Here is a 21,035-nt window from a genome sequence, read left to right on the forward strand (position 1 = left end):
TCATCCAATCGGGTGTGCTTGGACCCGCAATACGCATCCAAACCAGACATTAAGGCTGTTATCTGCGGGGCAAAGCGCTTTTAGACAAGGCCAGCTTTCCTGTCCAGAAACTGTGCAAGGAGATCAGAGGGTTGCCGCAGGCGCTCAATCCGTTGGATAGGACGCGCTGACGCGTTGACAGGCTTGGCCGGCTTGTGGTCTGTACCCATCTGTATCGTACGGCCACGTCGGGAGAGACCGGCTTTAGGCAGCCGGCGCCGAAGGAGCAACCGCCCCGGAAACTCTCAGGCAAAAGGACCGCGTGGCTTTGACAGCATCTGGAAAGAGGCGCCGACGGGTCTAGACCCGCCAGCGTCCGCCGACGGGATAATACTCTCAGGCACAGCGACAGATGGGGCTTCGTCTGGTGTCCTCAGGGAATCGTCCCCGGGGAACCGCCGAGGGCCCCCTAAGATGCTAGCGCACGACCAAGACTCCCTGAAGCGAACGCCCCTTTACGACCTTCATGTCTCCATGGGCGGCAAGATGGTGCCGTTCGCCGGCTATGACATGCCGGTGCAATACTCTGCGGGCGTGCTTAAAGAGCACCTCCATACCCGCACCAAAGCCGGCCTGTTCGACGTCTCCCATATGGGCCAGATCGCGCTTCGGCCGAAATCCGGCAAGGTCGAGGACGCCGCCCGCGCGCTGGAACGGCTGGTGCCGCAGGACATCGTGGCGATCGCGCCGGGACGGCAGCGCTACGCCCAGTTCACCAATCCGGATGGCGGCATTCTCGACGATCTCATGGTCGCCAATTTCGGCGATCACCTGTTCCTGGTCGTCAACGCCGCCTGCAAGGACGCCGACGAGGCGCATCTGCGCGCGAATCTCTCCGAGGACTGCGTCATCGAGCCGCTCGCCGACCGCGCGCTGGTCGCGTTGCAGGGCCCGAAGGCGGAAGCCGCGCTGGCGAAATTATGTGCAGCGGCGCCGTCCATGAAGTTCATGGATGCCGGCCCGCACAAGGTTGCCGGCATCGACTGCTTCGTCTCGCGCTCCGGCTACACCGGCGAGGACGGTTTCGAGATCTCGGCTCCGGCTGCCGATGCCGAACGCCTCGCCAAGCTGCTGCTGGATGATCCCGACGTGATGCCGATGGGCCTCGGGGCCCGCGACAGCCTGCGGCTGGAAGCAGGGCTCTGCCTCTACGGCCACGACATCGACACCGCGACCACGCCGGTCGAGGCCGCGCTGGAATGGTCGGTGCAGAAGAGCCGCCGCTCTGGCGGCGCGCGCGCCGGCGGCTTTCCCGGCGCCGACAAGATCCTCGCCCATTTCGATCAGGGCGCATCCCGCCGCCGCGTCGGCCTGCGCGCGGAAGGGCGCGCACCGGTGCGCGAAGGCGCGCTGCTGTTTGCGGATGAGGCGGGCGGCGCGCCGATCGGACAAGTCACCTCGGGCGGCTTCGGCCCGAGCCTGAGTGCGCCGGTGGCGATGGGCTACGTGCCAACGCCTCTCGCCGCACTCGGCACCAAGCTGTTCGCCGAGGTGCGCGGCCAGCGCCTGCCGCTCACTGTTGCCGCGATGCCCTTCGTCAAGAACACCTACAAACGCTGAGGATTCGAAATGACCACGACGCTGTACACCTCCGACCACGAATGGCTGGCGATCGACGGCGATGTCGCCACGGTCGGCATCACCGACTACGCCCAGCAGCAGCTCGGCGACGTCGTGTTCGTCGAATTGCCCAAGGTCGGCCGCGCCCTGAAGAAAGCGGAGGCCGCCGCCGTGGTCGAGTCGGTGAAGGCCGCCTCCGACGTCTACGCGCCCGTGACCGGCGAAGTGCTCGAGACCAATGCCGAGCTCGCCGCCGAGCCGGCGCTGGTGAACTCGGACGCGCAAGGCAAGGCCTGGTTCTTCAAGATCAAGATGGCCGACAAGAGCGAGCTCGGCGGCCTCATGGATGAAGCCGCCTACAAGGCACATACGGCGTAGGGACAATGGAGCAAGCGATGACCGCGCACCGCAAGACCAACGGCGAAACCGCCGCCAGTTTCGTTCGCCGCCATATCGGCCCGTCGGCGCGCGACGTCACCGCCATGCTGGAGACCGTCAGCGCCAGGAGCGTCGATGCCCTGATGGCGGAGACGCTGCCGGCCTCGATCCGGCAGGCCGCTCCGCTCGATCTCGGCAAGCCCTTGAGCGAGACCGAGGCGATCGCGCACATGACCGAGCTCGCGCGTCAGAACCAGGTCTTCACCTCGCTGATCGGCCAGGGTTATTCCGGCACGATCCTGCCCGCGGTGATCCAGCGCAACATTTTGGAGAACCCGGCCTGGTACACGGCCTACACGCCCTACCAGCCGGAGATCAGCCAGGGCCGGCTGGAAGCGCTGCTCAACTTCCAGACCATGATCTGCGACCTCACCGGGCTCGACGTGGCCAACGCCTCGCTGCTCGATGAAGCGACCGCCGCGGCCGAAGCCATGGCGCTCGCCGAGCGGCACTCGCAGGTGAAGGCGCAGGCCTTCTTCGTCGACAAGGACGTGCATCCGCAGACGCTGGCCGTGATGCGCACCCGCGCCGAACCGCTGGGCTGGAACCTGATTGTCGGCGATCCCCTCACCGATCTCGACAAGGCGGACGTGCTCGGCGCGCTGCTGCAATACCCCGGCTCCTCCGGCGCGGTGCGCGACCTCCGGCCCGCGATCGCCACGCTGAAGGCCAAGGGTGCGCTCGCGATCGTTGCTGCCGACCTGCTTGCGCTCACCCTGCTCGCCTCGCCCGGCGAGCTCGGCGCCGACATTGCGATCGGCTCGGCACAGCGTTTTGGCGTGCCGATGGGCTATGGCGGACCGCACGCCGCCTATATGGCGGTGCGCGATGCGCTCAAGCGCTCGCTGCCCGGCCGCATCGTCGGCCTCTCCGTGGATTCCCGCGGCGCGCCGGCCTATCGGCTCGCGCTGCAGACCCGCGAGCAGCATATCCGCCGCGAGAAGGCGACCTCCAACATCTGCACCGCACAGGTGCTGCTCGCCGTGATCGCCTCGATGTACGCGGTCTATCACGGCCCCGAAGGCCTGACCCAGATCGCACGCAACGTGCATCGCCGCGCCGCCGTGCTGGCCGCCGGCCTGCGCAAGCTCGGCTTTGCGCCTGGCAGCGAAGCTTTCTTCGACACGCTCAGCGTCGATGCCGGCGCCAAGCGCGCCGAAATCGTCGCGCGTGCGGGTAGCGAGAAGATCAATCTCGGCGTCGGCGAAATTGCGCTGCGCATCGCGCTCGACGAGACCACGACGCCGGCGACGGTCGAAGCGGTCTGGCGCGCCTTTGGCGGCACCCTCGCCTATGCCGAGATCGATGCGGAGACGCGCGAGGCGCTGCCGGAGGATCTGAAGCGCACCACCGCGTTCCTCACCCATCCGGTGTTCCACGCGCATCGCTCGGAGACCGAGATGCTGCGTTACATGCGCAAGCTCAGCGATCGCGACCTCGCGCTCGACCGCGCGATGATTCCGCTCGGATCCTGCACCATGAAGCTGAACGCGACCACCGAGATGATGCCGCTGACCTGGCCGGAGTTTGCGACGCTGCACCCGTTCGTGCCGCGCGAGCAGGCGAGCGGCTATCACGCGCTGTTCGCGCGGCTGGAAAAATGGCTGTGCGACATCACCGGCTATGACGCAATCTCGCTGCAGCCGAATTCAGGCGCGCAAGGAGAATATGCCGGGCTGCTCGCGATCCGCGGCTATCATGCCGCGCGCGGCGAGAGCCACCGCAAGATCTGCCTGATCCCCTCCTCCGCCCACGGCACCAATCCGGCCTCGGCCGCGATGGTCGGCATGGACGTGGTGGTGGTCGCTTGCGAGAAGAACGGCGACGTCGACGTCAATGATCTCCGCGCCAAGGCCGAGAAGCATTCGAACGACCTCGCCGCGGTCATGATCACCTATCCCTCGACCCACGGCGTGTTCGAGGAACACATTCGCGAGATCTGCGACGTCGTGCACGGCCATGGCGGCCAGGTCTATCTCGACGGCGCCAACCTCAACGCGCAGGTCGGCCTGTCCAGGCCCGGCGATTACGGCGCCGATGTCAGCCATCTCAATCTGCACAAGACCTTCTGCATTCCGCATGGCGGCGGCGGTCCCGGCATGGGTCCGATCGGCGTCAAGGCGCACCTCGCGCCGTTCCTGCCGGGTCATCCGGGGACGAATGCTGAAGCTCCTGTCGGCCCGGTCTCGGCCGCGCCGTTCGGCTCGGCGTCGATCCTGACCATCTCCTACATCTACATCCTGATGATGGGCGGCGAAGGATTGAAGCGCGCCACCGAGATCGCGATCCTCAACGCCAATTACATCGCAGCGCGTCTCGATCCGCACTTCCCGGTGCTCTACAAGAACGCAAAAGGCCGCGTCGCCCATGAGTGCATCGTCGATCCCCGTGCGCTGAAGACGACCTCAGGCGTCACCGTCGACGACATCGCAAAGCGCCTGATCGACTACGGCTTCCACGCGCCCACCATGAGCTTCCCGGTGCCGGGGACGCTGATGATCGAGCCGACCGAATCGGAATCCAGGGCCGAGCTGGACCGGTTTTGCGATGCCATGATCGCGATCCGCAAGGAGATCGCCGAGGTCGAGGCCGGCCGCTTCAAGATCGAAGCGTCACCGCTGCGCCATGCTCCGCACACCGTGCACGACATCGCCGACGACGATTGGAAGCGCGCCTATAGCCGCAGCGAAGGCTGCTTCCCCGCCGGCGTCTCGCGTACCGACAAATATTGGAGCCCGGTGGGCCGCGTCGACAACGTCTACGGCGACCGTAACCTCGTGTGCTCCTGCCCGCCCGTGAGCGATTACGCGGAAGCGGCGGAGTAAGGCCGCGGCGGAGGTCTCGGAGCGTGGGCAAAGCGCAAGCGTGCCCACCAGTTTCGTCCCCGTTGAAATGCGGTGGGCACGGCGCTTACGCGCCTTTGCCCACACTACGGCACTGAGCGCGTCTCTAGACCACAACCAAGAATCGGCTTCGCCGGCATCAGACGCTTCATCGCACCACCTGATCGACGCATACCGCGAAACGAAACGGGCGCTGACGACGTCGGCAACTCAACGTCTTCAGCGCCCGCTCCTCGCGAAAAGCTTTCGCGGTTCGTCTTACTCGTCCGCCGGCTCCTCGCCGTCGGCGTCGCTCTCGGGCGTGCCGGCCAGGATCTGTTCGGAGATCAGGCCGGAGTTCTGCCGGATCGAGGTCTCGATCTTGGCGGTGATGTCGGGATTGGCCTTCAGGAAGGCCTTCGAGTTCTCGCGGCCCTGGCCAAGACGCTGGCTGTCATAGGAGAACCAGGCGCCCGACTTTTCGACGATGCCGGCCTTGACGCCGAGATCGAGGATCTCGCCCATCTTGGAGACACCCTCGCCGTACATGATGTCGAACTCGACCTGCTTGAAGGGCGGTGCCAGCTTGTTCTTCACGACCTTGACGCGCGTGGTGTTGCCGACCACCTCGTCGCGCTCCTTGATCGCGCCGATGCGGCGGATGTCGAGGCGGACGGAGGCGTAAAACTTCAGCGCGTTGCCGCCGGTGGTGGTTTCCGGCGAGCCGTACATCACACCGATCTTCATGCGGATCTGGTTGATGAAGATCACCATGGTGTTGGACTTGTTGATCGAGGCCGTGAGCTTGCGCAGCGCCTGGCTCATCAGACGCGCCTGCAGACCCGGCAGCGCATCGCCCATCTCGCCTTCGAGCTCGGCCTTCGGCACCAGCGCCGCAACCGAATCGACCACCAGCACGTCCACCGCGCCGGAACGCACCAAGGTGTCGCAGATTTCCAGCGCCTGCTCGCCGGTGTCGGGCTGCGAGATCAGGAGCTCGTCGATGTTGACGCCGAGCTTCCTCGCATAGACCGGGTCGAGCGCGTGCTCGGCGTCGATGAAGGCGCAGATGCCGCCCTTCTTCTGTGCTTCAGCCACCGTGTGCAGCGCCAGCGTGGTCTTGCCCGAGGATTCCGGCCCGTAGATCTCGACGATACGTCCCTTGGGCAGACCGCCGATGCCGAGCGCGATATCAAGCCCGAGCGAGCCCGACGACACCGCCTCGATGTCCATGGAGCGGTCGTTCTTGCCGAGCTTCATCACCGAGCCCTTGCCGAACTGGCGCTCGATCTGGGAGAGCGCGGCGGCCAGAGCTTTACTCTTGTCCATGGAAGATCCTTCGACGATACGCAGGGCAGTTGCGGACATTGGGTCGTGCTCCTTATGGCGAGGATTCGGGTGCGGGACAAACGGTGAGGCAGCGGGTCGTCGATAAAAACAATGTACCCCATTTGTTCTAGGTTCGCAATATGTTCTTTTGCGGATTTGAACCCCCACAGCTCAAATCGCCCTGTGCGCACAATTGAACAGACTCCGGGTCTGCCCTCCCCCCTAATGAACCGTCACCGCACGGACCCGTGGCTGCTACCGGTGATGAGAACGCCGATTGCGCTCCCGCCTTCCTCGCACGGACAGGAGCGTGTCATGTTCAAACGACGACGGTTCAAGCAACAGCTGACCCTTCAAGACCGGCTCTCCGCATGGGTGAAGCAGGTCAAGGAGGATGCCGCCCGGCTGCCGCCCGGTCCTGAGAGGGACGCCCTCCTCAAGAAGGCGCGCCAGGCCGAGATGGCAAACCATCTGCACGACTGGGTCAAATCTCCGGGGCTGCAACCGCCGAAATAGCCGCGCAGGCGCAACGCCCCTCCCGCGCCGAAGCTGATGCGCATCGAAGCCGCGTACCCGGTCGCCGTCATAAACCCGCAATCCTGCGGCAACGAACCTTCGCGCGGTCTCAGGCCTTCTCCACCGATGAGACCGCAACTCCGGGGACGGCAGTCATGACGGACAACGAGCAACGCGAGACGATCCGGCGCAATCCTCTGCTGGAGGCGGCGCATGACGAGATGATCAAGTTCGAGCGCAAGGAAAACGAGTTCCGCAGGAAGGATCGCCTGGAGCGCGCCAGCGAGCTGCATCTTCCCCTCGACGAAATCAAGCTTCACTAGGGGGCCGCCGGGACTGGCAAAGGCCCGACAACGCAGGGCCGAGCGCATAGGGGTATTTAAACACCACCATTTAAGCCACTGATATACCGACGAAATTCACATGCTGCCTACTGTGCATGGGGTTGTTTTGCAATTTTTTGGGGATGGACACGCCTCATGCGCCCAGGTCGCGGGCGCGGCGGCCATTTGCGGACCTTTCTACAGCAGTGCCAGCAGCACTAATCCAATCACCAGCACGACGAAGCCAGCCGCTGTCGCGGCGGCGAATGACCGCTCAACGTTGTCCATGATGCCACCCCGTTGCCGGCGTGCCACGTTCCCCCATGGCTGCGCCGAGCGATGTGGAATCTTGCCGACCTGTGTGTCCGCAGTTGTGCGAACGGATGTCGAAATTTGGACGGGTGCGGGGCCTGTCTGCGGCCTCGGGCGGAAATCCGCCACCTGTCAGGCTGCCGTAAGCGGAGCCCGCTAGGGTGAAGCGGCTATGGTGTTGCAGCCCAGCACCTCAGCCTCCAATAACTCCTGACCCCGCTTGGCTCTGCCCAGGCGGGGTTTTTTCATGCCTTCTCGCCCGCCGTCGAATCCATCTCCTCCCGCGTCAGGCGCAGCGCGAAGGCGCGGATCGCGGGCGCCGCCAGCAGCACGATCGGCACCATCGCGGTCCAGGCGATCAGCCACGAGACCATCCAGTGTCCAACGAAGATCATCGTGCTGCCCGCAGGGAAGCTGGCGATTCCCGCCGCGACCAGCGAGGTCAGTCCGGACTGGATGACCCCGAAGACGAAATGACTGTAGCGGCGGGGAATGCCGAGCATGTGGAGCCCATGTTTGGTTGCCGTCGTGACACCAAGCAAGGCATATGCCGCCGCTGGTAGGAAGTCGCCTCATGGCGGGAACCAGCCTTGCGGACGCGTTTTCAAAGCGGAGCGCGAACACAAGCGGGACGCAGCTCAGGAACTCTGTTCATGGTCGGAGAACCACGGGGCACCTGAGGGGGTCTACGGATTTTGCCTGTCTTGCGGAATATCATGACGATCAACATGTTAACACTCATGGAAGTGAATCGTGGGAGGTCGCCATGAATCACAGGGGCATCGAGTTCACCGTCGCCAAGACGGCTGTTCCCGGAATCTGGCAATGGCAGTTCCGGATCGGCGAGCAGGTCAAGTCCGGCAAGACCGAGACGAAGATTGACCTGCTGGCGATTCGGCGCGTGCAACTGCGCATCGACCGTGAGCTGAAGCGATCATCCAGGACGGACTGAACCCGCCGGTTAGGACTGTCGCCCGGCACCTTGCGCCGCGACGCCACGGCCAGCCCCGCAGCATGATCCGTAGCCGCCCGGAATTGATCTGATGCCGGTTTGGGATTGGAGTGCGCGCGCCCATGGCCTTGGGGGTGAGGCCGTCACGCGCGCGATCGGTGCCAGCCATGCCGCTCTATTTCTTTCGAATCCGCAATGGCAGTTACTCCGGCTGCGCCGATCAGGCGACGGAGTTTGCCAATCGCGATTCGGCCTGGAAAGAGATGACCAGCGTCTGTGCCGACATGACCGCCGGCATTGCCCGCAAGCTCCAGGAAAATTCCGAATGGCAGATGGAGCTGCTCGACGAGGCCAAGGAACCCGTGTTCCGGATCCGTATCGTCGCAGAATCCCTCGACTAGCAAGACCTTCGGATCAAGCCGGCTCTAATCCGCGCTGGGCAGCCGCCGCATGGTGAATTGGATGTCGCCGCCGGGCAGTTCGCGCCAGGTCTCGACCGCGCTCATATAGCCGGCCTTGGGGTAGCGGGCGAAAAAGGCCTGCGCCCTCTCCCGCGCGGCCAGACGCGGCAATGTGAAGGTCTCGCGCAGATAGCCGTCGCCGACCGGTTGGCCGGGCTTGCCGGCCGATTTGCGTCGGCGCGCCATCCGTTCGGCAAGATCCCGCGGACGATCGGCCATCGCCTGCCCTCCTCTACGCAACTCACGCTCAGCCAAATGTAGGGCGTCGGCCGAGCGAAGAGGAGTCCCGTCCGGAAGGCGCTGTCGGCCTGCCGGAACCGAGCGACGGTCAGTTGGCGGCCGTGCCGCTCTTCTTCTTCGGCGCGCTGGTTGCGGCCGATGCCTTCGGCGCCGGCTGTTTCGGCGGATCGGCGCGCATGCCGCCCCAGGGATCGTTGGACGCCTTGGTGTCCGGAATCTTCTTCAGCGTTTCCTTGTAGGCCTTGTCACGCTCGGCTTCCGCGGCCTTCTCCTCGGGGGTCTTGCTCGGGGCGTCCTGCAGCAAATTGAGCTGCGGCATTTGCGCATAGGCAGGTCCCGCCAGCACGGCCAGCACCGCGGCCAAACGGAAAAGCTTCATCGTCCACTCCTTGATCATTCATGAGGCTCGGAGCACCCGCGCCTCGTCATCCTTGTCGCCGCCGCCGGGGCCGCTGGAGGCCCGCTATAGCCGATCCGACCGGCACGATTTGGGCCCATGCAGCCAGTCGTCCCAGATCGGGCCGCATTTGGTGCACCCGCTGAGCGCGAGGCCGAGCGCGGCCATGCAGAACAAGAGGACACACCGGCGCAACATCATCCACCCCTACCCAACCAAGCCATCATATCGGCCCAAGTCGGGCATTTTCAAGCCGACCGGACGGAGCGAGACCGGGTGACTTTGCCGCGCCGATGCGCGCACAATGGGGCGAAACATCCGGCAATACGGGAGAGTGCGACAGCAATGCAGATGCAGCCAGACGCCGAATTCGGCCTGTCCGACGCCAGACGCATCCTCGGCGAGGTTTTTGCGCCCTGGGTCCAGGACCTCAACCTCGCCGTCGAGCGCGTCGAGCACGCGCAGCCGGCGGATGCGCCGGACTGGCAGCCGGGCGCACTGCTGCGCATGCCGTTCTCGGAGCGGCTCTGCCGGAACGGCGGCGTGGTCTGCGGCCAGGCCCTGATGGCGCTTGCCGACACCGCGATGGTGATCGCGATCCTGGCCGCCAATCGCGGCTATCGCCCCATGACCACGGTCGACCAGACCACGCATTTCATGCGCGCGGCGTCCTCGGCGGACGTGCTGGCGGATGCGCGCGTGGTGCGGCTCGGGCGCACCATGAGCTTTGGCCGCGTCACGCTGCTCTCGGCTGGCGACAACAAGCCGGTGGCGATGGTCTCGAGCGCGTTCGCGATGTTGCCGGGCTGATCGCCAAAAAAACGAGAGCCGCGTGCGCGCAAGGCGCACCGCGGCTCTCCACGATCCCAGCGAAGCACTGGACGACCGCGCCTCGATCGTCCAGCTTCGCGAGCTTTACTTGCCGAGAATTTCGTCGGCCGCTGTGACGACGCTGACGGTCGGATTCTTGCCGCAATAGGCACCGAACTTCTTGGCGTTGTCGATGAACACCTCGGTGTCGATGATCGCGTTGTCCTCGTCGCCCTTGTACCAGCCGTCCATCCAGGTCAGCACGACCGCGATGTTGTCTTCGCCGCTGTCGAGGAATTGCTTGCAGGTCATGGTCGAGAGGTCCCACTTCACGGCGTGGGCCGGCATCGACGACAGCGAGAACGCTGCGGCAAGCAGAAGCGAAAGCGTGGTCTTCATCAGTATCTCCATTGGCGCATCGCGCCTTAAAAGAAGGCTTGTCGGGGAAAGTCGGCGGAGAGGCTCTCCGCGCGAACGTCGTAAACGAAGTCTGAAACGCCATTCAGGTAGCGCCAGTATTGAGTTTAGTTCAACGTAATTTCTATGCACTACTCCACGATCAGGATGATGGATCGACGCCGATGATCGAGAAGCGTACAGCGCAGCGTCACCGTGTTTTCAAGGGTGGGACGATCACCTTCGAAAACGGCGGCATTCCCTGCACGGTGCGAAACATGTCGGCGGGTGGCGCGGCGATCGACCTCGACGCCCCCGTCATGCTGCCGCAATCGCTCACGCTCTCGATCGCGTGCGACGATTTCGTCCGGAATTGTCGCACAGTTTGGCGCAGTGACAAGCGCGTCGGCCTCGCCTTTGTGCAATAGCGCGTGCGATGTGAACGATCGTTCGCATCGCATCCACATCACGATGATGATCGCGTGATGCAGCAAGGCGCGACGTCATCGCAAGGCTCGCGCGCGCCGCTCGCGGGCGTCTCGTGATCGATCCCGTAAGTGTGGCTGACGCAACGATTGGCGAAGCGCGACTGAGTCGCGATGCTGGCCCGTCCACCGCAAGCGCGCCGGCGTGCGATGCGCAGGCCCGACGCAAAGCCTAACTCTATTTCGACTTCTTGGCGGGTTCGCTCGGACGAGCCCCGCCCCAGGGATCGTACTTGTCCTTGGGCTCGGGAATACGATCGAGCGCGGCCTTGTAGGCCTTCTCGTCGACCTTGGGCTTGTTGTCCGCCGGCTTGGCGGAGTCTTGGGGTTGCCGCCGGCCCTGCGCCTGTGCGGAAGCACAAGTCAGTGTCAGCACGGTCGCCGCAATGACCAAAAACCTCATTGGCGCAATCCCCTTCCTCTGGGGTAGAAACTAGCCTGCAATCGCGGAATAGCAATTGCCGCGGGTTCCAGGCCCAAGCCGAGACTTCAGCAAAACTTGATCGGCCCGGACTTCGCCGGATCGCATTCGTGCCTATCTGTTGGCCCGCAGGGGACCCTCAGGAATGTTGCGGATCATTGCTCATGCGGCGCTGCTCGCCGGCGCGCTCGCGCTCGGCGCCTGCGGCGTTGCCGACAGCCGCGCGCCGGTGCCCGAGTTCATGCGCATGAAGGAGGCCGAGCAGCCGCCGCCCGAAGCACCTCCCGACGTCAAGCGACTGGTGCGCGAGCAGATCGATGTCGTCTTCCTCACGACCTCTTATCCGCGCGAAGTGCACGTGGCCCCGCCTCATCGTGAGGTGCGAGGACCGGGCTGGACGGCCTGCGTCCGCGCCCAGCTCACCTCCGCGACCGGCAGTGCGCTCGGCGCCCAGACCTACATCGTGACCATCAAGGGCGGAAAAGTGGTCGACCGCCGGCGCGCCGAGGCCGAGGACATCTGCGGGACGGAAGCTTACGAGCCGATCTAGGTGCGTACGCACAAAAACCCCTGCCAGGAACAGGCGCACCTGATGTCCGCTTGCCCCCAAACAGCGGCGGGGAAGCCGACGTTGTCGGACTTCCGAGAAGGGCCGAACGCGGCTGTCGCATACCGTCTCTTGAACTGGAAGGAGACGCCGTCTTGCAAACGGCATCTCCTTGGTGCGTAAAGGCGATGACGGTGGGGAGATGCCGGGTCAAGACCTGATGAACGCAAGGAGGTCGGGGTTGAGGACATCCGCATGCGTGGTGAGCATGCCATGGGGATAACCGGCATAAGTCTTCAGCGACCCGTTCTTAAGTAGGTCAACCGCACGCGGCACTGAACTTGCGAACGGGACGACCTGATCAGCCTCGCCGTGCATCACCAGCACCGGCACGGTGATCTTCTTGAGGTCTTCGGTATAATCTTCGAGCCAAGAGTCGACGGTTGCGTAATGAGCGAGGGCACCGCCGGCCATGCCTTGGCGCCACCAGTTCGCAATGATCGCCTCCGAAGGCTTCGCCCCTTCCTGGTTGTAGCCGTAGAACGGATTCTCAGGGACGAAACGGTAGAACTCCGACCGGTTGCCCAACACACCTGCCCGGATCGCTTCGAACCACTCCGGCGGTTGACCGGACGGGTTGTCCTTGCTCCGGTACATGTTCGGCGTCAGTGAAGCGACCAGCGCCGCCTTCGCGACGCGATCCTGGTGCCGAGCGACATAGCGAGCCACCTCACCGCCGCCCGTGGAGTGGCCGATGTGGATCGCGTCGCGCAGGTTGAGATGCTCAGTCAAAGCCGCGAGGTCGGCAACCCAATGGTTCATGTCGTTGCCGGTGCCGGGCTGGTCGGACCGGCCGTGGCCGCGCCGGTCATGTGCGATCACCCGATACCCGTGATGAAGGAAGAACGTCATCTGGGCATCCCAGTCGTCCGCTGTCAGCGGCCAACCATGGCTGAAAACGATCGGCTGACCCGATCCCCAATCCTTGTAGAAGATTTTTACGCCGTCTGTCGTCGTGATCTCGGGCATCGAGGTGCTCCATCTGCGCTATCGGATTTATTGAAAGGTTTGCGGACGGGTGTCTGAAGAAAGCAAGCGAGCCCGAGCTGATCAGGCCACAGATCGCGCCCCCTGGCTTCCCAAAAGACACGATGTTCAGCGGTCTCGCCGGCGCGCCCTTGCCGTGGCAACACCCGATCGCCGACGCGTTGTCGGCGGATCCGGCGCGGCGCTATTCGCCGCTTTTGCGCATTCGCGCGCATTTCCCGTTAAATGACGGAAACCACTCTCGATCGCGCTGCAGAATTGTTGAGGCCGTACCGAATTGCGATCACGCCGTGCCGACCGGCCTGGGGTGCTGGGATCACTTTTCTGAAGACGATGCGAGGCTTCGGCGAAGACATTGTTCGTTGTCCTTCTCTTGGTTGAAGACCACGAAACGGTAGATCCCTCTTTGGCTCCTGACCAAGACCTTGTAAGCTTCAAGCTATGCCTGAAAGACATACGAGGGATCATGGAGCTCCGGCACCTGCGTTATTTCGTTGCCGTCGCTGAAGAAGGCAGCGTGCTGAACGCCGCCGAGCGGCGACTGAACACCTCCCAGCCGTCGCTGAGCCGGCAAATTCGCGATCTAGAAGCCGAAGTAGGCGTCCGGCTATTGGAGCGCCAGGCGCGAGGCGTGACGCTGACGTCCGCCGGAAGGGTATTTCTTGATCACGCGCGGCTGGCGCTGCTGCAGGTTGAGGCCGCAACGGAGGGCGCCCGGCAAACAGCGCAACCGCAACGGCCCGTCCTTTCGATGGGTTTTCTCGTCGGGCTGGAGGTGATGTGGCTCCCTCAGCTGCTGCGTATGCTCCGCGAGGAAGCACCCGATGTCGACGTGACGCTCAGTACGCAATCTTCGCCAGAACTCGCACTGGCATTGATGCGGGGAAAGCTGGACATCGCTTTCCTTCGTCCGGAAAAAGGCAACGACGGCGTCGTTTTCAAGATATTGGCAAAGGAGCCCTTAATTGCCGTGCTGCCGGCCGAACACCGCCTGGCATCACGGAAGAAAATTCGTCCGCAGGATCTCGCCCGCGAGATCTATGTCAGCTCGGCAAGAACATCGCCTGTCTTGCAGGATGTCATACAGAACTACGCATCCCGGGTCGGCATTACCCTCAAGGCGAAGTATGAAGGTGAAAACATATCATCGGCCATGTCGCTCGTGGCCTCCACGGGCGGAATTAGCCTCGTCCCGCTCTATGCCCAGAACATGCTGGCACCGAACGTCGTCGCCAGAGCGCTTGAGGGCGGCACTCCAACGGTCGATTTGGCCTTGGGATACAATCAGGCAAATCCGTCGCCCTTGCTGCGTCGGCTTTTATCCCGCACGGATGAATTGGTCGCGAACGTCCAGAACCAGAGCATCATCCGATACGTTGAAGCTCAGTAGCTGGCGACGGTAAACGTCCGCTAAGGGCCATGAACGACAAAACTCGAGGTGAGCATAGGTCTGCGTTCGGGTGCATAGCGACCAAGCCATTCGACCGAAGGGCGCCGGAATCATGCGGTACGAACTGACGGACAATGAGTGGTTTGCCATTGAGCCGATGCTGCCGAACAAATCGCGCGGCGTGCTTCAGCCCTTACCTCTGTCGCGCTCGCATCCGCGCCGAACGACTCTTCAACAGGATCAAGCAATGCCGTCGGGTGGCGACGCGCTGCGACAGGCTCGCGCGAAACCACCTCGCCAACTCGCAATATCCGTCTATGGCTGGCCGAGCGTTATGAGTCCGCGCCCCTAGATCTCCATCGCGGAACGACGTCCGGCCCGCTTCGGTCGTTTTCGGACCTGGTCATCGGATCAGGCTGGCACTCCGAAATCGCCATCGCTATAGCCGCGTCATGTCCGACTTCGACGGGTGAGGATGAGGATATCGCGATGGTCACCAGAACCTATGGCACGGTCGACGCCGAACGACAAAAGCAATGAGCGGGTTGGAGTTCGTCCAGGGCCTTGCCAACGGAACCCTGCCTCTCAACACGATCGCCCAGACCCTCGGCTACGATGTGGTGGAGGCTGACGCTGGCCGCGTCGTCATCGCGCTGACGCCGTCGGACACTCATCTCAACCCGGCCGGCACGGTGCACGGCGGTCTCACGGCCACCTTGCTCGACAGTTGCATGGGGCTGGCGGTCCAGTCGATGCTGGAGAAGGGGATCACTCAGACCACGCTCGAGTTCAAGATTTCGCTGCTGCGGCCGATCACGCCGGAGAAGGGCCCGATCACGGCCGAGGGTAAGGTTCTCAATTGCGGCCGTCGCATTGGAACGGCCGATGGACGCGTGACGGACGGCAAGGGCCGGCTGCTCGCCCACGGCACGACGACATGCCTGATCTTTCCCGCTTGACCCCGGAACGGAACAGGTGGCGCACGCATCCGGTTCCGGGAAAAACCTGTAAATCGGCTGGGAACGATCCCCGCCTCCCCTTCTTGTTACCGCCGAGGGCAGTTTCGGAGGAGGACATGATGAAGACATTTACGATTGCGCTGTTGGCAGGTGTCGGCGCGCTGGCTGCCGCGACCGGCGCCAAGGCCGCGGACGTCTATACGACCAGCGAATACACGAACCCCGAGCTGATCCAGCAGGTGCGGCTGGTCTGCGACGACGCCGGCCGCTGCTATCGCACCCGCGGCGGTGCGCGCGTGGTCGTGCGCGATTCCTACAACTACGTGCCGCGCGAACGCTATTACGAGCGCCGGACCTATCATCGCGACTGGGATGACGGCCCGCGCGCCGGCGTCGGCATTCGCGCGCCCGGCGTCAGCGTCGGCGTGGGTGTCGGCGGCGACCGCTGGTAATGACCGCGAGCTGAGGCAAAGGACCGGACGACGATCGTCGTCCGGTCCTTTTCGCGCCAGGCAGCCGACCGTGCCGCTCAGGCGGAAAAGGCTTGCTGCTGGAACTGCTCGTACGCGGCGATCGCATCGGCGGCGTACATCAGCGACGGTCCGCCGCCCATATAGACGGCCATGCCGAGGGTCTCCTCGATCTCTTCGCGCGTCGCGCCGAGCTTGACCAGCGCCTCGGCGTGAAAGCCGATGCAGCCGTCGCAATGCGCGGCGACACCGAGCGCCAGCGCCATCAGCTCCTTGGTCTTCTTGTCCAGCGCGCCGTCCCGCGTGGCGGCCTGGGCCAGTGCGGAAAATCCCTTCATCGTATCGGGAATGTCGCTTCGCAGCTTTTTCAGATTGGCCGAGATGTTCCTGGTGATGTCGACGTAGTTCTTGTCCATCGGATCCTCGCTAGCTGGATTTGGCTGTGGTCGGAGCCGCCTCGCGCGGTGCGCGCAAGGCGATGTAGATCGCGGGGATCACCAGCACGGTGAGCAGTGTCGACGAGGCGAGCCCGAACAGGAGCGAGATCGCCAATCCCTGAAAGATCGGATCGAGCAGGATGGTCGCAGCCCCGATCATCGCCGCAAGCGCGGTGAGCAGGATCGGCTTGAAGCGGACCGCGCCGGCTTCCAGCACCACCTCGCGAAGCGACTTGCCGTCGCCGCCGCTGTGCCGGATGAAATCGACCAGCAGGATCGAATTGCGCACGATGATGCCGGCGAGCGCGATGAAGCCGATCATCGAGGTCGCAGTGAACGGCGCGCCCAGGAGCCAGTGCCCGATCAGGATGCCGATCAGCGTCAGCGGGATCGGCGTCAGGATCACGAGCGGCAGGCGAAAGCTCCTGAACTGGGCGACGACCAGCACGTAGATGCCGAGGATGGCCGCGCCGAAGGCGGCGCCCATGTCGCGGAAGGTCACCCAGGTGATCTCCCATTCGCCGTCCCACAGCAGCGTCGGACGCGACTCGTCCGCTGGCTGGCCGTGCAGGCTGATCTCAGGCTTCGGCAGCCTGCCCCAATCATGGGCCTCTACGCGATCGGCAACCGCGAGCATGCCGTAAAGCGGCGCCTCGAACCGTCCGGCGAGCTCTGCCATCACCATGTCGGCGAAGCGGCCGTCGCGGCGGAAGATCGTCGGCGAGCCCTCCTCCATGGTCGCCTTCACGACCTGACCGAGCTCGACCACCGTCTTGCTGCCGGGCAAGGTGTTAGCCGGCACCGGCGTCGAAGCCAGCGCCTCATCCCAGACCAGGTCGCGCTTTCCGAGATGCACCGCGATCTCGATCGGGTTGCGGTCCTCGCCGCGATGCGAATAGCCGACCGAGATGCCGCCGAACAGCGCCTGGATGGTGTCGTAGACATCGCGCTGCTCGACGCCGAAGAATTCGAGCCGGTCCTGGTCGATCGAGAGCCGCAGCCGCGGCCGCTTCTCGCCGATGGAATCGTCGATGTCGACGATGAACGGCACCTCCGCGAAGACCTTCTTGAGCTCGGCGGTGACCGCACGGCGCGTGGCGGCATCGGGACCATAGACCTCGGCGAGCAGCGTCGAGAGCACCGGCGGCCCGGGCGGCACCTCGACCACCTTGATGCTGGTTCCCGCCGGCGGATCGAGCGCCTTCAGCTTCTCGCGCAGCTCGAGCGCGATCTCATGGCTCGCGCGCTTGCGTTCGCCGCGCGCCGCCAGATTGACCTGAACCTCGCCGAGCTCGGGCCGCTGGCGCAAATAATAGTGCCGCACCAGGCCGTTGAAATTGAACGGCGCCGGCGTGCCGGCGTAGGATTGCAGCGAGGTGACCTCCGGCAGCTGGCGCGCAATCTCGGCCGCACCGAACAGCGTGCGCTCGGTCGCCTCCAGGCTCGCCCCTTCCGGCAAGTCGACCACCACGGCGATCTCGGACTTGTTGTCGAACGGCAGCAGCTTGACCGTCACCGACTTGGTCGCGAACAGCGTCATCGACAGCAGCGTCGCGATGCCGACGCCGAGCAGGAAGATCCAGGCCGACCGCTTGCTCCGCACGATCGGCGTGGCAAAACGGCGGTAGAGCCGGCCGAGCCGGCCTTCATCGTGCGCTGCATGCGCGGGGGCCGCCTCGCCCTTCGGCGCAAGCTTGAGCATCAGCCAGGGCGCAACCACCATCGCCACGAAGAACGAGAACAGCATGGCCGCCGACGCGTTGGCCGGGATCGGCGCCATATAGGGGCCCATCAGGCCCGACACGAACAGCATCGGCAAGAGCGCCGCGACCACGGTCAGCGTCGCGACGATGGTGGGATTGCCAACCTCCGCCACCGCTTCGATGGTTGCCTGCAGGCGCGGCCGGCCGTCGCGCATGCCCCAGTGCCGCGCGATGTTCTCGACGACGACGATGGCGTCGTCAACGAGAATGCCGATGGAGAAGATCAGCGCGAACAGGCTGACGCGGTTGATGGTGTAGCCCATCAAATTGGCGGCGAACATCGTCAGCAGGATCGTGGTGGGAATCACGACAAAGGTCACCAGCGCTTCACGCCAGCCGATCGCGATCGCGATCAGGACGACGATCGAGACGGTGGCGAGGCCGAGGTGAAACAGGAGCTCGTTGGCTTTCTCGTTGGCGGTCTCGCCATAGTCGCGCGTCACCGTCACCTGGATATCTGCGGGGATCAGGCGCGACTTCAATCCGTCCAGGCGCTTGGCGATGTTCTCGGAGACGACGACCGCGTTGGCACCGGCCCGCTTGGCGAGCGCCAGGCTGACGGCGGGCGTGCGTGCCCACTGCCCGGCGGACCCGCGCGAATCCGTCCAGACGCGCTGCTCGACGGTGCTGGGGCCGACGACCACGGAGGCGACGTCCTTGACGTAGACCGGCCGGCCGTCGCGGCTCGTGATCAGCAATAGTCCGATGTCGGGAACGCCTGACAGCGTCTGCCCTGCCGCGACGTTGCGCACGATGCCGGCATCGCGCACCTGTCCGGCCAGGAACGAGCGATTGGCGTCCTTCACCTTGGCCACGAGTTGCTGCAGCGTGACACCGAACAGCGACAGCTTCTCCGGATCGGGCTCGACCCGGATCTGCTGCGCCGCGCCGCCGGAGATGTAGGTCAGGCCGACGTCATCGACCTTCATCAGCTCCGCACGAACCTTGTCGGCGAGCTCGTAGATGTCCTTGTCGGTCCAGCGGTCGGCCGCCTCCGGCTTCGGCGACAGCGTCAGCACCGTCACCGCAACGTCGTTGATGCCGCGGCCGACGATCAGCGGCTCGGGGATGCCGACGGGTATGCGGTCGAGATTGGCGCGGATCTTCTCGTGCACCCGCAGAATCGCGTCCTCGAACTTGGTGCCGACCAGGAAGCGCGCGGTGACCATCACGCGGTCGTCTTCGGTCTGGCTATAGACATGCTCGACGCCGTCGATGCCCTTGACGATCGATTCCAGCGGCTTGCTCACCAGCTCCACGGCGTCAGGCGCGCGCAGGCCGTCGGCATTAACGCGGATGTCCACCATGGGAACGCTGATCTGCGGCTCCTCCTCGCGCGGGATCACCACGACGGCGATCAGCCCCACGACGAGCGCCCCGAGCAGGAACAGGGGCGTCAGCGGCGATGCGATGGTCGACCGGGTCAACCGTCCTGACAGACCGAGATTCACGGCTGCACCAACTGGTCACCGGTCCGAAGGCCCGACAGGATTTCGAGCCCGTCGGGAAGCGAAGGCGTCGGCATCTCGCGGCCGCGCTGCACCGGCACGTCGATCGTCTCATTCCCTTTCCGGAGCTGCACGTAGTCGATGCCGAATCGGGTCGTCACATAGCTCGAGGGGATGACGAAGGCCGGCCGCGCACCGCCGGCGATCCAGACCCGCAGGCGATCGCCGACGAAATACTCGCCGAGCCCCTCGACGGTCGCGTCCGCGATGACGCGCCCCTCCTCGATCTGGGGATAGACGAGGTCGACGACGCCCCATTTCGAGGCCTCTCCCGCCAGCTCCGCGCCATCGACGCGGACCTTGTCGCCGGCCTTCAAGGAACGGGCGTGGCGCTCCGGCACGCGCAGCCGCAGCTTGAAGTTCTGCTCGGCGACCGTGACGATCGGGTCGCCGGCGAGCACGACGGATCCCACGGTGATCAACCGTTTCAACACCCGCCCGTCCGTCGGCGCAAGCACCTGTCCCTGATTGAGCTGCTCGTTGATGACGGCGCGCTCCGCGGTCCGGGCGCGCAGGCCGTTGTCGGCGACGTTGAGCGCCGTGCGTTGCTCGTCGAGCTTGACGCGCGGCAGGATGCCGCGCTCGACCAGCCCTTCGGTCCGGGTGAAATCAAGCTGCGCCTGCCTGGCCTGGGCCTGCAGCGCCTCAATCTGCGCATCGAGCGATTTCATCTGGAGGACGAGCTTCTCGTCGCCGATTGCAGCGATGACCTGATCCGCGGTGACGCGGTCGCCTTCCCGCACCTTGAGCTGAACGACGGTGCCGCCGATGCGGCTGCGTGCAGGAACCACGCTGATGCTCTCGACGGTCGCAAAGACCGCCTTCTCGTCGCTGGCTTGCTGCTGCGCAACGGTGAACGTACCCGCGGCGGCAGCGGATCCCGCCGGTACCCCGATCGCCGCCCACGCGGCCACGAGCCCAAGGCGCGCCAGATATTGCATGGGACGCATCCGTATCGTCATGACTTCATCACACCGCGCTGCGGTGTCCTCTCATTTCATCGACATCGGGAGGAAGCGCGTTGATCTCGCGCAAGGCGCGCCCGCCCGCCTTTGCCTAGGCTTCACTTCGTCCTTGCGGACTTCGGCGCGCAGAACACCTGGTAAAGCGTCTTCAGGATTTCGCGCGCCGGCTCGCTGGCGATCGAATAGAAGATCGTCTGCGCATCGCGCCTGGCGACGACCAGGCCGTCCTTGCGAAGGAGCGCAAGATGCTGGGAGACCGTGGAGTCGCGCAGGCTCAGAAACTCTGCCAACTCGCCGACGGACCGCTCGCCGTCGATCAACTGGCAGATGATGAGAAGACGGTGGCGGTTCGAGAGCGCCTTGAGCAGCTCACTCGCCTGATCCGCCGCCCGCTCCATGATCTCGCTATCTATTTTCATACTTGCGTATATACGCAATTACGAATATA

The 21,035-nt window shown here is 64.4% G+C and carries 24 protein-coding genes, 1 pseudogene and 1 riboswitch; of the genes and pseudogenes, 14 read left to right on the top strand and 11 right to left on the bottom strand.

Annotation, left to right across the window (positions count from 1 at the left end; translation table 11 throughout):
• Nucleotides 1-218: 218 nt before the first annotated feature.
• Nucleotides 219-309: riboswitch (glycine riboswitch) on the top strand.
• A gap of 144 nt (nucleotides 310-453) precedes the next feature.
• From gcvT to gcvP, 3 genes are read left to right on the top strand one after another with little or no spacing between them, the layout of a single operon-like run.
• Nucleotides 454-1,599, top strand: coding sequence for a glycine cleavage system aminomethyltransferase GcvT (gcvT, locus tag Q0743_RS09630; RefSeq protein ID WP_298241295.1), 1,146 nt, complete (start codon nucleotides 454-456; stop codon nucleotides 1,597-1,599).
• A gap of 9 nt (nucleotides 1,600-1,608) precedes the next feature.
• Nucleotides 1,609-1,977, top strand: a complete 369-nt coding sequence (gene gcvH, locus Q0743_RS09635; protein WP_298241296.1) for a glycine cleavage system protein GcvH — start codon at nucleotides 1,609-1,611, stop codon at nucleotides 1,975-1,977.
• 17 nt (nucleotides 1,978-1,994) lie between these two features.
• Nucleotides 1,995-4,862 (top strand): aminomethyl-transferring glycine dehydrogenase, encoded by a 2,868-nt coding sequence (gene gcvP, locus Q0743_RS09640; protein WP_298241297.1) that lies wholly within the window; start codon nucleotides 1,995-1,997, stop codon nucleotides 4,860-4,862.
• 276 nt (nucleotides 4,863-5,138) lie between these two features.
• Here the strand turns inward: gcvP and recA are convergent, their stop codons facing one another.
• On the bottom strand, nucleotides 5,139-6,227 hold the full coding sequence (gene recA / locus Q0743_RS09645) for a recombinase RecA (RefSeq protein WP_018316624.1): 1,089 nt from the start codon (nucleotides 6,225-6,227) through the stop codon (nucleotides 5,139-5,141).
• A 276-nt stretch (nucleotides 6,228-6,503) separates the two neighbouring features.
• On the opposite strand from recA, the gene Q0743_RS09650 reads away from it, so the two are divergent.
• Together Q0743_RS09650 and Q0743_RS09655 are read left to right on the top strand one after the other, a co-directional pair.
• Nucleotides 6,504-6,704, top strand: a complete 201-nt coding sequence (locus Q0743_RS09650; RefSeq protein WP_298241298.1) for a hypothetical protein — start codon at nucleotides 6,504-6,506, stop codon at nucleotides 6,702-6,704.
• 155 nt (nucleotides 6,705-6,859) lie between these two features.
• Nucleotides 6,860-7,027 (top strand): hypothetical protein, encoded by a 168-nt coding sequence (locus Q0743_RS09655; RefSeq protein WP_298241299.1) that lies wholly within the window; start codon nucleotides 6,860-6,862, stop codon nucleotides 7,025-7,027.
• Nucleotides 7,028-7,584: 557 nt separating this feature from the next.
• Here the strand turns inward: Q0743_RS09655 and Q0743_RS09660 are convergent.
• Nucleotides 7,585-7,842 carry a DUF2798 domain-containing protein gene (locus tag Q0743_RS09660; RefSeq protein ID WP_298241300.1) on the bottom strand — a complete coding sequence of 86 codons (258 nt, stop codon included), beginning with the start codon at nucleotides 7,840-7,842 and terminating at the stop codon, nucleotides 7,585-7,587.
• Between the two features lie 263 nt (nucleotides 7,843-8,105).
• Between Q0743_RS09660 and Q0743_RS09665 the strand changes: the two genes are divergently transcribed.
• Nucleotides 8,106-8,291 (top strand): hypothetical protein, encoded by a 186-nt coding sequence (locus Q0743_RS09665; protein ID WP_298241301.1) that lies wholly within the window; start codon nucleotides 8,106-8,108, stop codon nucleotides 8,289-8,291.
• 167 nt (nucleotides 8,292-8,458) lie between these two features.
• A complete protein-coding gene (locus tag Q0743_RS09670) occupies nucleotides 8,459-8,692 on the top strand; it encodes a hypothetical protein (protein WP_298241302.1) in 234 nt (77 codons plus the stop codon).
• Nucleotides 8,693-8,716: 24 nt separating this feature from the next.
• On the opposite strand, the gene Q0743_RS09675 is transcribed toward Q0743_RS09670, so the two are convergent.
• Both Q0743_RS09675 and Q0743_RS09680 read right to left on the bottom strand, forming a co-directional pair.
• A complete protein-coding gene (locus tag Q0743_RS09675; protein ID WP_298241303.1) occupies nucleotides 8,717-8,971 on the bottom strand; it encodes a hypothetical protein in 255 nt (84 codons plus the stop codon).
• A 109-nt stretch (nucleotides 8,972-9,080) separates the two neighbouring features.
• Nucleotides 9,081-9,371, bottom strand: a complete 291-nt coding sequence (locus Q0743_RS09680) for a hypothetical protein (RefSeq protein WP_298241304.1) — start codon at nucleotides 9,369-9,371, stop codon at nucleotides 9,081-9,083.
• A 363-nt stretch (nucleotides 9,372-9,734) separates the two neighbouring features.
• Here Q0743_RS09680 and Q0743_RS09685 point away from each other — a divergent pair, with 363 nt between their 5' ends.
• Nucleotides 9,735-10,199: a PaaI family thioesterase gene (locus tag Q0743_RS09685; protein WP_298241305.1), complete on the top strand. Its 465-nt coding sequence runs from the start codon at nucleotides 9,735-9,737 to the stop codon at nucleotides 10,197-10,199.
• A gap of 105 nt (nucleotides 10,200-10,304) precedes the next feature.
• On the opposite strand, the gene Q0743_RS09690 is transcribed toward Q0743_RS09685, so the two are convergent.
• Nucleotides 10,305-10,598 (bottom strand): HdeA family protein, encoded by a 294-nt coding sequence (locus tag Q0743_RS09690; protein WP_174719055.1) that lies wholly within the window; start codon nucleotides 10,596-10,598, stop codon nucleotides 10,305-10,307.
• Between the two features lie 182 nt (nucleotides 10,599-10,780).
• Here Q0743_RS09690 and Q0743_RS09695 point away from each other — a divergent pair, with 182 nt between their 5' ends.
• Nucleotides 10,781-11,023 carry a PilZ domain-containing protein gene (locus tag Q0743_RS09695; protein ID WP_298241306.1) on the top strand — a complete coding sequence of 81 codons (243 nt, stop codon included), beginning with the start codon at nucleotides 10,781-10,783 and terminating at the stop codon, nucleotides 11,021-11,023.
• Nucleotides 11,024-11,258: 235 nt separating this feature from the next.
• On the opposite strand, the gene Q0743_RS09700 is transcribed toward Q0743_RS09695, so the two are convergent.
• Nucleotides 11,259-11,483, bottom strand: a complete 225-nt coding sequence (locus tag Q0743_RS09700) for a hypothetical protein (RefSeq protein WP_298241307.1) — start codon at nucleotides 11,481-11,483, stop codon at nucleotides 11,259-11,261.
• A gap of 163 nt (nucleotides 11,484-11,646) precedes the next feature.
• Between Q0743_RS09700 and Q0743_RS09705 the strand changes: the two genes are divergently transcribed.
• Nucleotides 11,647-12,051 carry a hypothetical protein gene (locus Q0743_RS09705; protein WP_298241308.1) on the top strand — a complete coding sequence of 135 codons (405 nt, stop codon included), beginning with the start codon at nucleotides 11,647-11,649 and terminating at the stop codon, nucleotides 12,049-12,051.
• A gap of 207 nt (nucleotides 12,052-12,258) precedes the next feature.
• On the opposite strand, the gene Q0743_RS09710 is transcribed toward Q0743_RS09705, so the two are convergent.
• Nucleotides 12,259-13,077, bottom strand: a complete 819-nt coding sequence (locus Q0743_RS09710; RefSeq protein ID WP_298241309.1) for an alpha/beta hydrolase — start codon at nucleotides 13,075-13,077, stop codon at nucleotides 12,259-12,261.
• A gap of 484 nt (nucleotides 13,078-13,561) precedes the next feature.
• Here Q0743_RS09710 and Q0743_RS09715 point away from each other — a divergent pair, with 484 nt between their 5' ends.
• The 4 genes and pseudogenes from Q0743_RS09715 (at nucleotide 13,562) to Q0743_RS09730 (ending at nucleotide 15,896) form a co-directional block, all read left to right on the top strand.
• Nucleotides 13,562-14,485: a LysR substrate-binding domain-containing protein gene (locus tag Q0743_RS09715; protein ID WP_298241310.1), complete on the top strand. Its 924-nt coding sequence runs from the start codon at nucleotides 13,562-13,564 to the stop codon at nucleotides 14,483-14,485.
• A 182-nt stretch (nucleotides 14,486-14,667) separates the two neighbouring features.
• Nucleotides 14,668-14,784, top strand: a pseudogene (locus tag Q0743_RS09720) (IS5/IS1182 family transposase); the annotation flags it as partial.
• A 237-nt stretch (nucleotides 14,785-15,021) separates the two neighbouring features.
• Nucleotides 15,022-15,444 (top strand): PaaI family thioesterase, encoded by a 423-nt coding sequence (locus Q0743_RS09725; protein ID WP_298241311.1) that lies wholly within the window; start codon nucleotides 15,022-15,024, stop codon nucleotides 15,442-15,444.
• 116 nt (nucleotides 15,445-15,560) lie between these two features.
• A complete protein-coding gene (locus tag Q0743_RS09730; protein ID WP_298241312.1) occupies nucleotides 15,561-15,896 on the top strand; it encodes a hypothetical protein in 336 nt (111 codons plus the stop codon).
• A 77-nt stretch (nucleotides 15,897-15,973) separates the two neighbouring features.
• On the opposite strand, the gene Q0743_RS09735 is transcribed toward Q0743_RS09730, so the two are convergent.
• The 4 genes from Q0743_RS09735 to Q0743_RS09750 form a co-directional block, all read right to left on the bottom strand.
• Nucleotides 15,974-16,330 carry a carboxymuconolactone decarboxylase family protein gene (locus Q0743_RS09735; RefSeq protein WP_298241313.1) on the bottom strand — a complete coding sequence of 119 codons (357 nt, stop codon included), beginning with the start codon at nucleotides 16,328-16,330 and terminating at the stop codon, nucleotides 15,974-15,976.
• A gap of 10 nt (nucleotides 16,331-16,340) precedes the next feature.
• The gene (locus Q0743_RS09740) at nucleotides 16,341-19,565 is read right to left on the bottom strand and encodes an efflux RND transporter permease subunit (protein WP_298241314.1); all 3,225 of its coding nucleotides are present in this window, start codon (nucleotides 19,563-19,565) and stop codon (nucleotides 16,341-16,343) included.
• Complete coding sequence (locus Q0743_RS09745; RefSeq protein WP_298241326.1) at nucleotides 19,562-20,563, bottom strand: efflux RND transporter periplasmic adaptor subunit; 1,002 nt, start codon at nucleotides 20,561-20,563, stop codon at nucleotides 19,562-19,564. Before Q0743_RS09745 ends, Q0743_RS09740 begins: the two co-directional genes overlap by 4 nt.
• A 122-nt stretch (nucleotides 20,564-20,685) precedes the next feature.
• Nucleotides 20,686-20,985, bottom strand: a complete 300-nt coding sequence (locus Q0743_RS09750; protein WP_298241315.1) for a helix-turn-helix transcriptional regulator — start codon at nucleotides 20,983-20,985, stop codon at nucleotides 20,686-20,688.
• Nucleotides 20,986-21,035 lie beyond the last annotated feature (50 nt).

This window comes from uncultured Bradyrhizobium sp. (assembly GCF_936943645.1).
Lineage (GTDB): Bacteria > Pseudomonadota > Alphaproteobacteria > Rhizobiales > Xanthobacteraceae > Bradyrhizobium.

Coding starts and splice junctions, on each gene's coding strand:
- Q0743_RS09725 (WP_298241311.1), top strand. CDS start 15,022: ATGAGCGGGTTGGAGTTCGTCCAGGGCCTTGCCAACGGAACCCTGCCT.
- Q0743_RS09650 (WP_298241298.1), top strand. CDS start 6,504: ATGTTCAAACGACGACGGTTCAAGCAACAGCTGACCCTTCAAGACCGG.
- Q0743_RS09675 (WP_298241303.1), bottom strand. CDS start 8,971: ATGGCCGATCGTCCGCGGGATCTTGCCGAACGGATGGCGCGCCGACGC.
- Q0743_RS09655 (WP_298241299.1), top strand. CDS start 6,860: ATGACGGACAACGAGCAACGCGAGACGATCCGGCGCAATCCTCTGCTG.
- gcvT (WP_298241295.1), top strand. CDS start 454: ATGCTAGCGCACGACCAAGACTCCCTGAAGCGAACGCCCCTTTACGAC.
- Q0743_RS09665 (WP_298241301.1), top strand. CDS start 8,106: ATGAATCACAGGGGCATCGAGTTCACCGTCGCCAAGACGGCTGTTCCC.
- Q0743_RS09705 (WP_298241308.1), top strand. CDS start 11,647: ATGTTGCGGATCATTGCTCATGCGGCGCTGCTCGCCGGCGCGCTCGCG.
- Q0743_RS09735 (WP_298241313.1), bottom strand. CDS start 16,330: ATGGACAAGAACTACGTCGACATCACCAGGAACATCTCGGCCAATCTG.
- gcvH (WP_298241296.1), top strand. CDS start 1,609: ATGACCACGACGCTGTACACCTCCGACCACGAATGGCTGGCGATCGAC.
- Q0743_RS09680 (WP_298241304.1), bottom strand. CDS start 9,371: ATGAAGCTTTTCCGTTTGGCCGCGGTGCTGGCCGTGCTGGCGGGACCT.
- Q0743_RS09670 (WP_298241302.1), top strand. CDS start 8,459: ATGCCGCTCTATTTCTTTCGAATCCGCAATGGCAGTTACTCCGGCTGC.
- Q0743_RS09730 (WP_298241312.1), top strand. CDS start 15,561: ATGATGAAGACATTTACGATTGCGCTGTTGGCAGGTGTCGGCGCGCTG.
- gcvP (WP_298241297.1), top strand. CDS start 1,995: ATGACCGCGCACCGCAAGACCAACGGCGAAACCGCCGCCAGTTTCGTT.
- Q0743_RS09710 (WP_298241309.1), bottom strand. CDS start 13,077: ATGCCCGAGATCACGACGACAGACGGCGTAAAAATCTTCTACAAGGAT.
- Q0743_RS09715 (WP_298241310.1), top strand. CDS start 13,562: ATGGAGCTCCGGCACCTGCGTTATTTCGTTGCCGTCGCTGAAGAAGGC.
- Q0743_RS09750 (WP_298241315.1), bottom strand. CDS start 20,985: ATGGAGCGGGCGGCGGATCAGGCGAGTGAGCTGCTCAAGGCGCTCTCG.
- Q0743_RS09745 (WP_298241326.1), bottom strand. CDS start 20,563: ATGCAATATCTGGCGCGCCTTGGGCTCGTGGCCGCGTGGGCGGCGATC.
- recA (WP_018316624.1), bottom strand. CDS start 6,227: ATGTCCGCAACTGCCCTGCGTATCGTCGAAGGATCTTCCATGGACAAG.
- Q0743_RS09660 (WP_298241300.1), bottom strand. CDS start 7,842: ATGCTCGGCATTCCCCGCCGCTACAGTCATTTCGTCTTCGGGGTCATC.
- Q0743_RS09685 (WP_298241305.1), top strand. CDS start 9,735: ATGCAGATGCAGCCAGACGCCGAATTCGGCCTGTCCGACGCCAGACGC.
- Q0743_RS09690 (WP_174719055.1), bottom strand. CDS start 10,598: ATGAAGACCACGCTTTCGCTTCTGCTTGCCGCAGCGTTCTCGCTGTCG.
- Q0743_RS09695 (WP_298241306.1), top strand. CDS start 10,781: ATGATCGAGAAGCGTACAGCGCAGCGTCACCGTGTTTTCAAGGGTGGG.
- Q0743_RS09700 (WP_298241307.1), bottom strand. CDS start 11,483: ATGAGGTTTTTGGTCATTGCGGCGACCGTGCTGACACTGACTTGTGCT.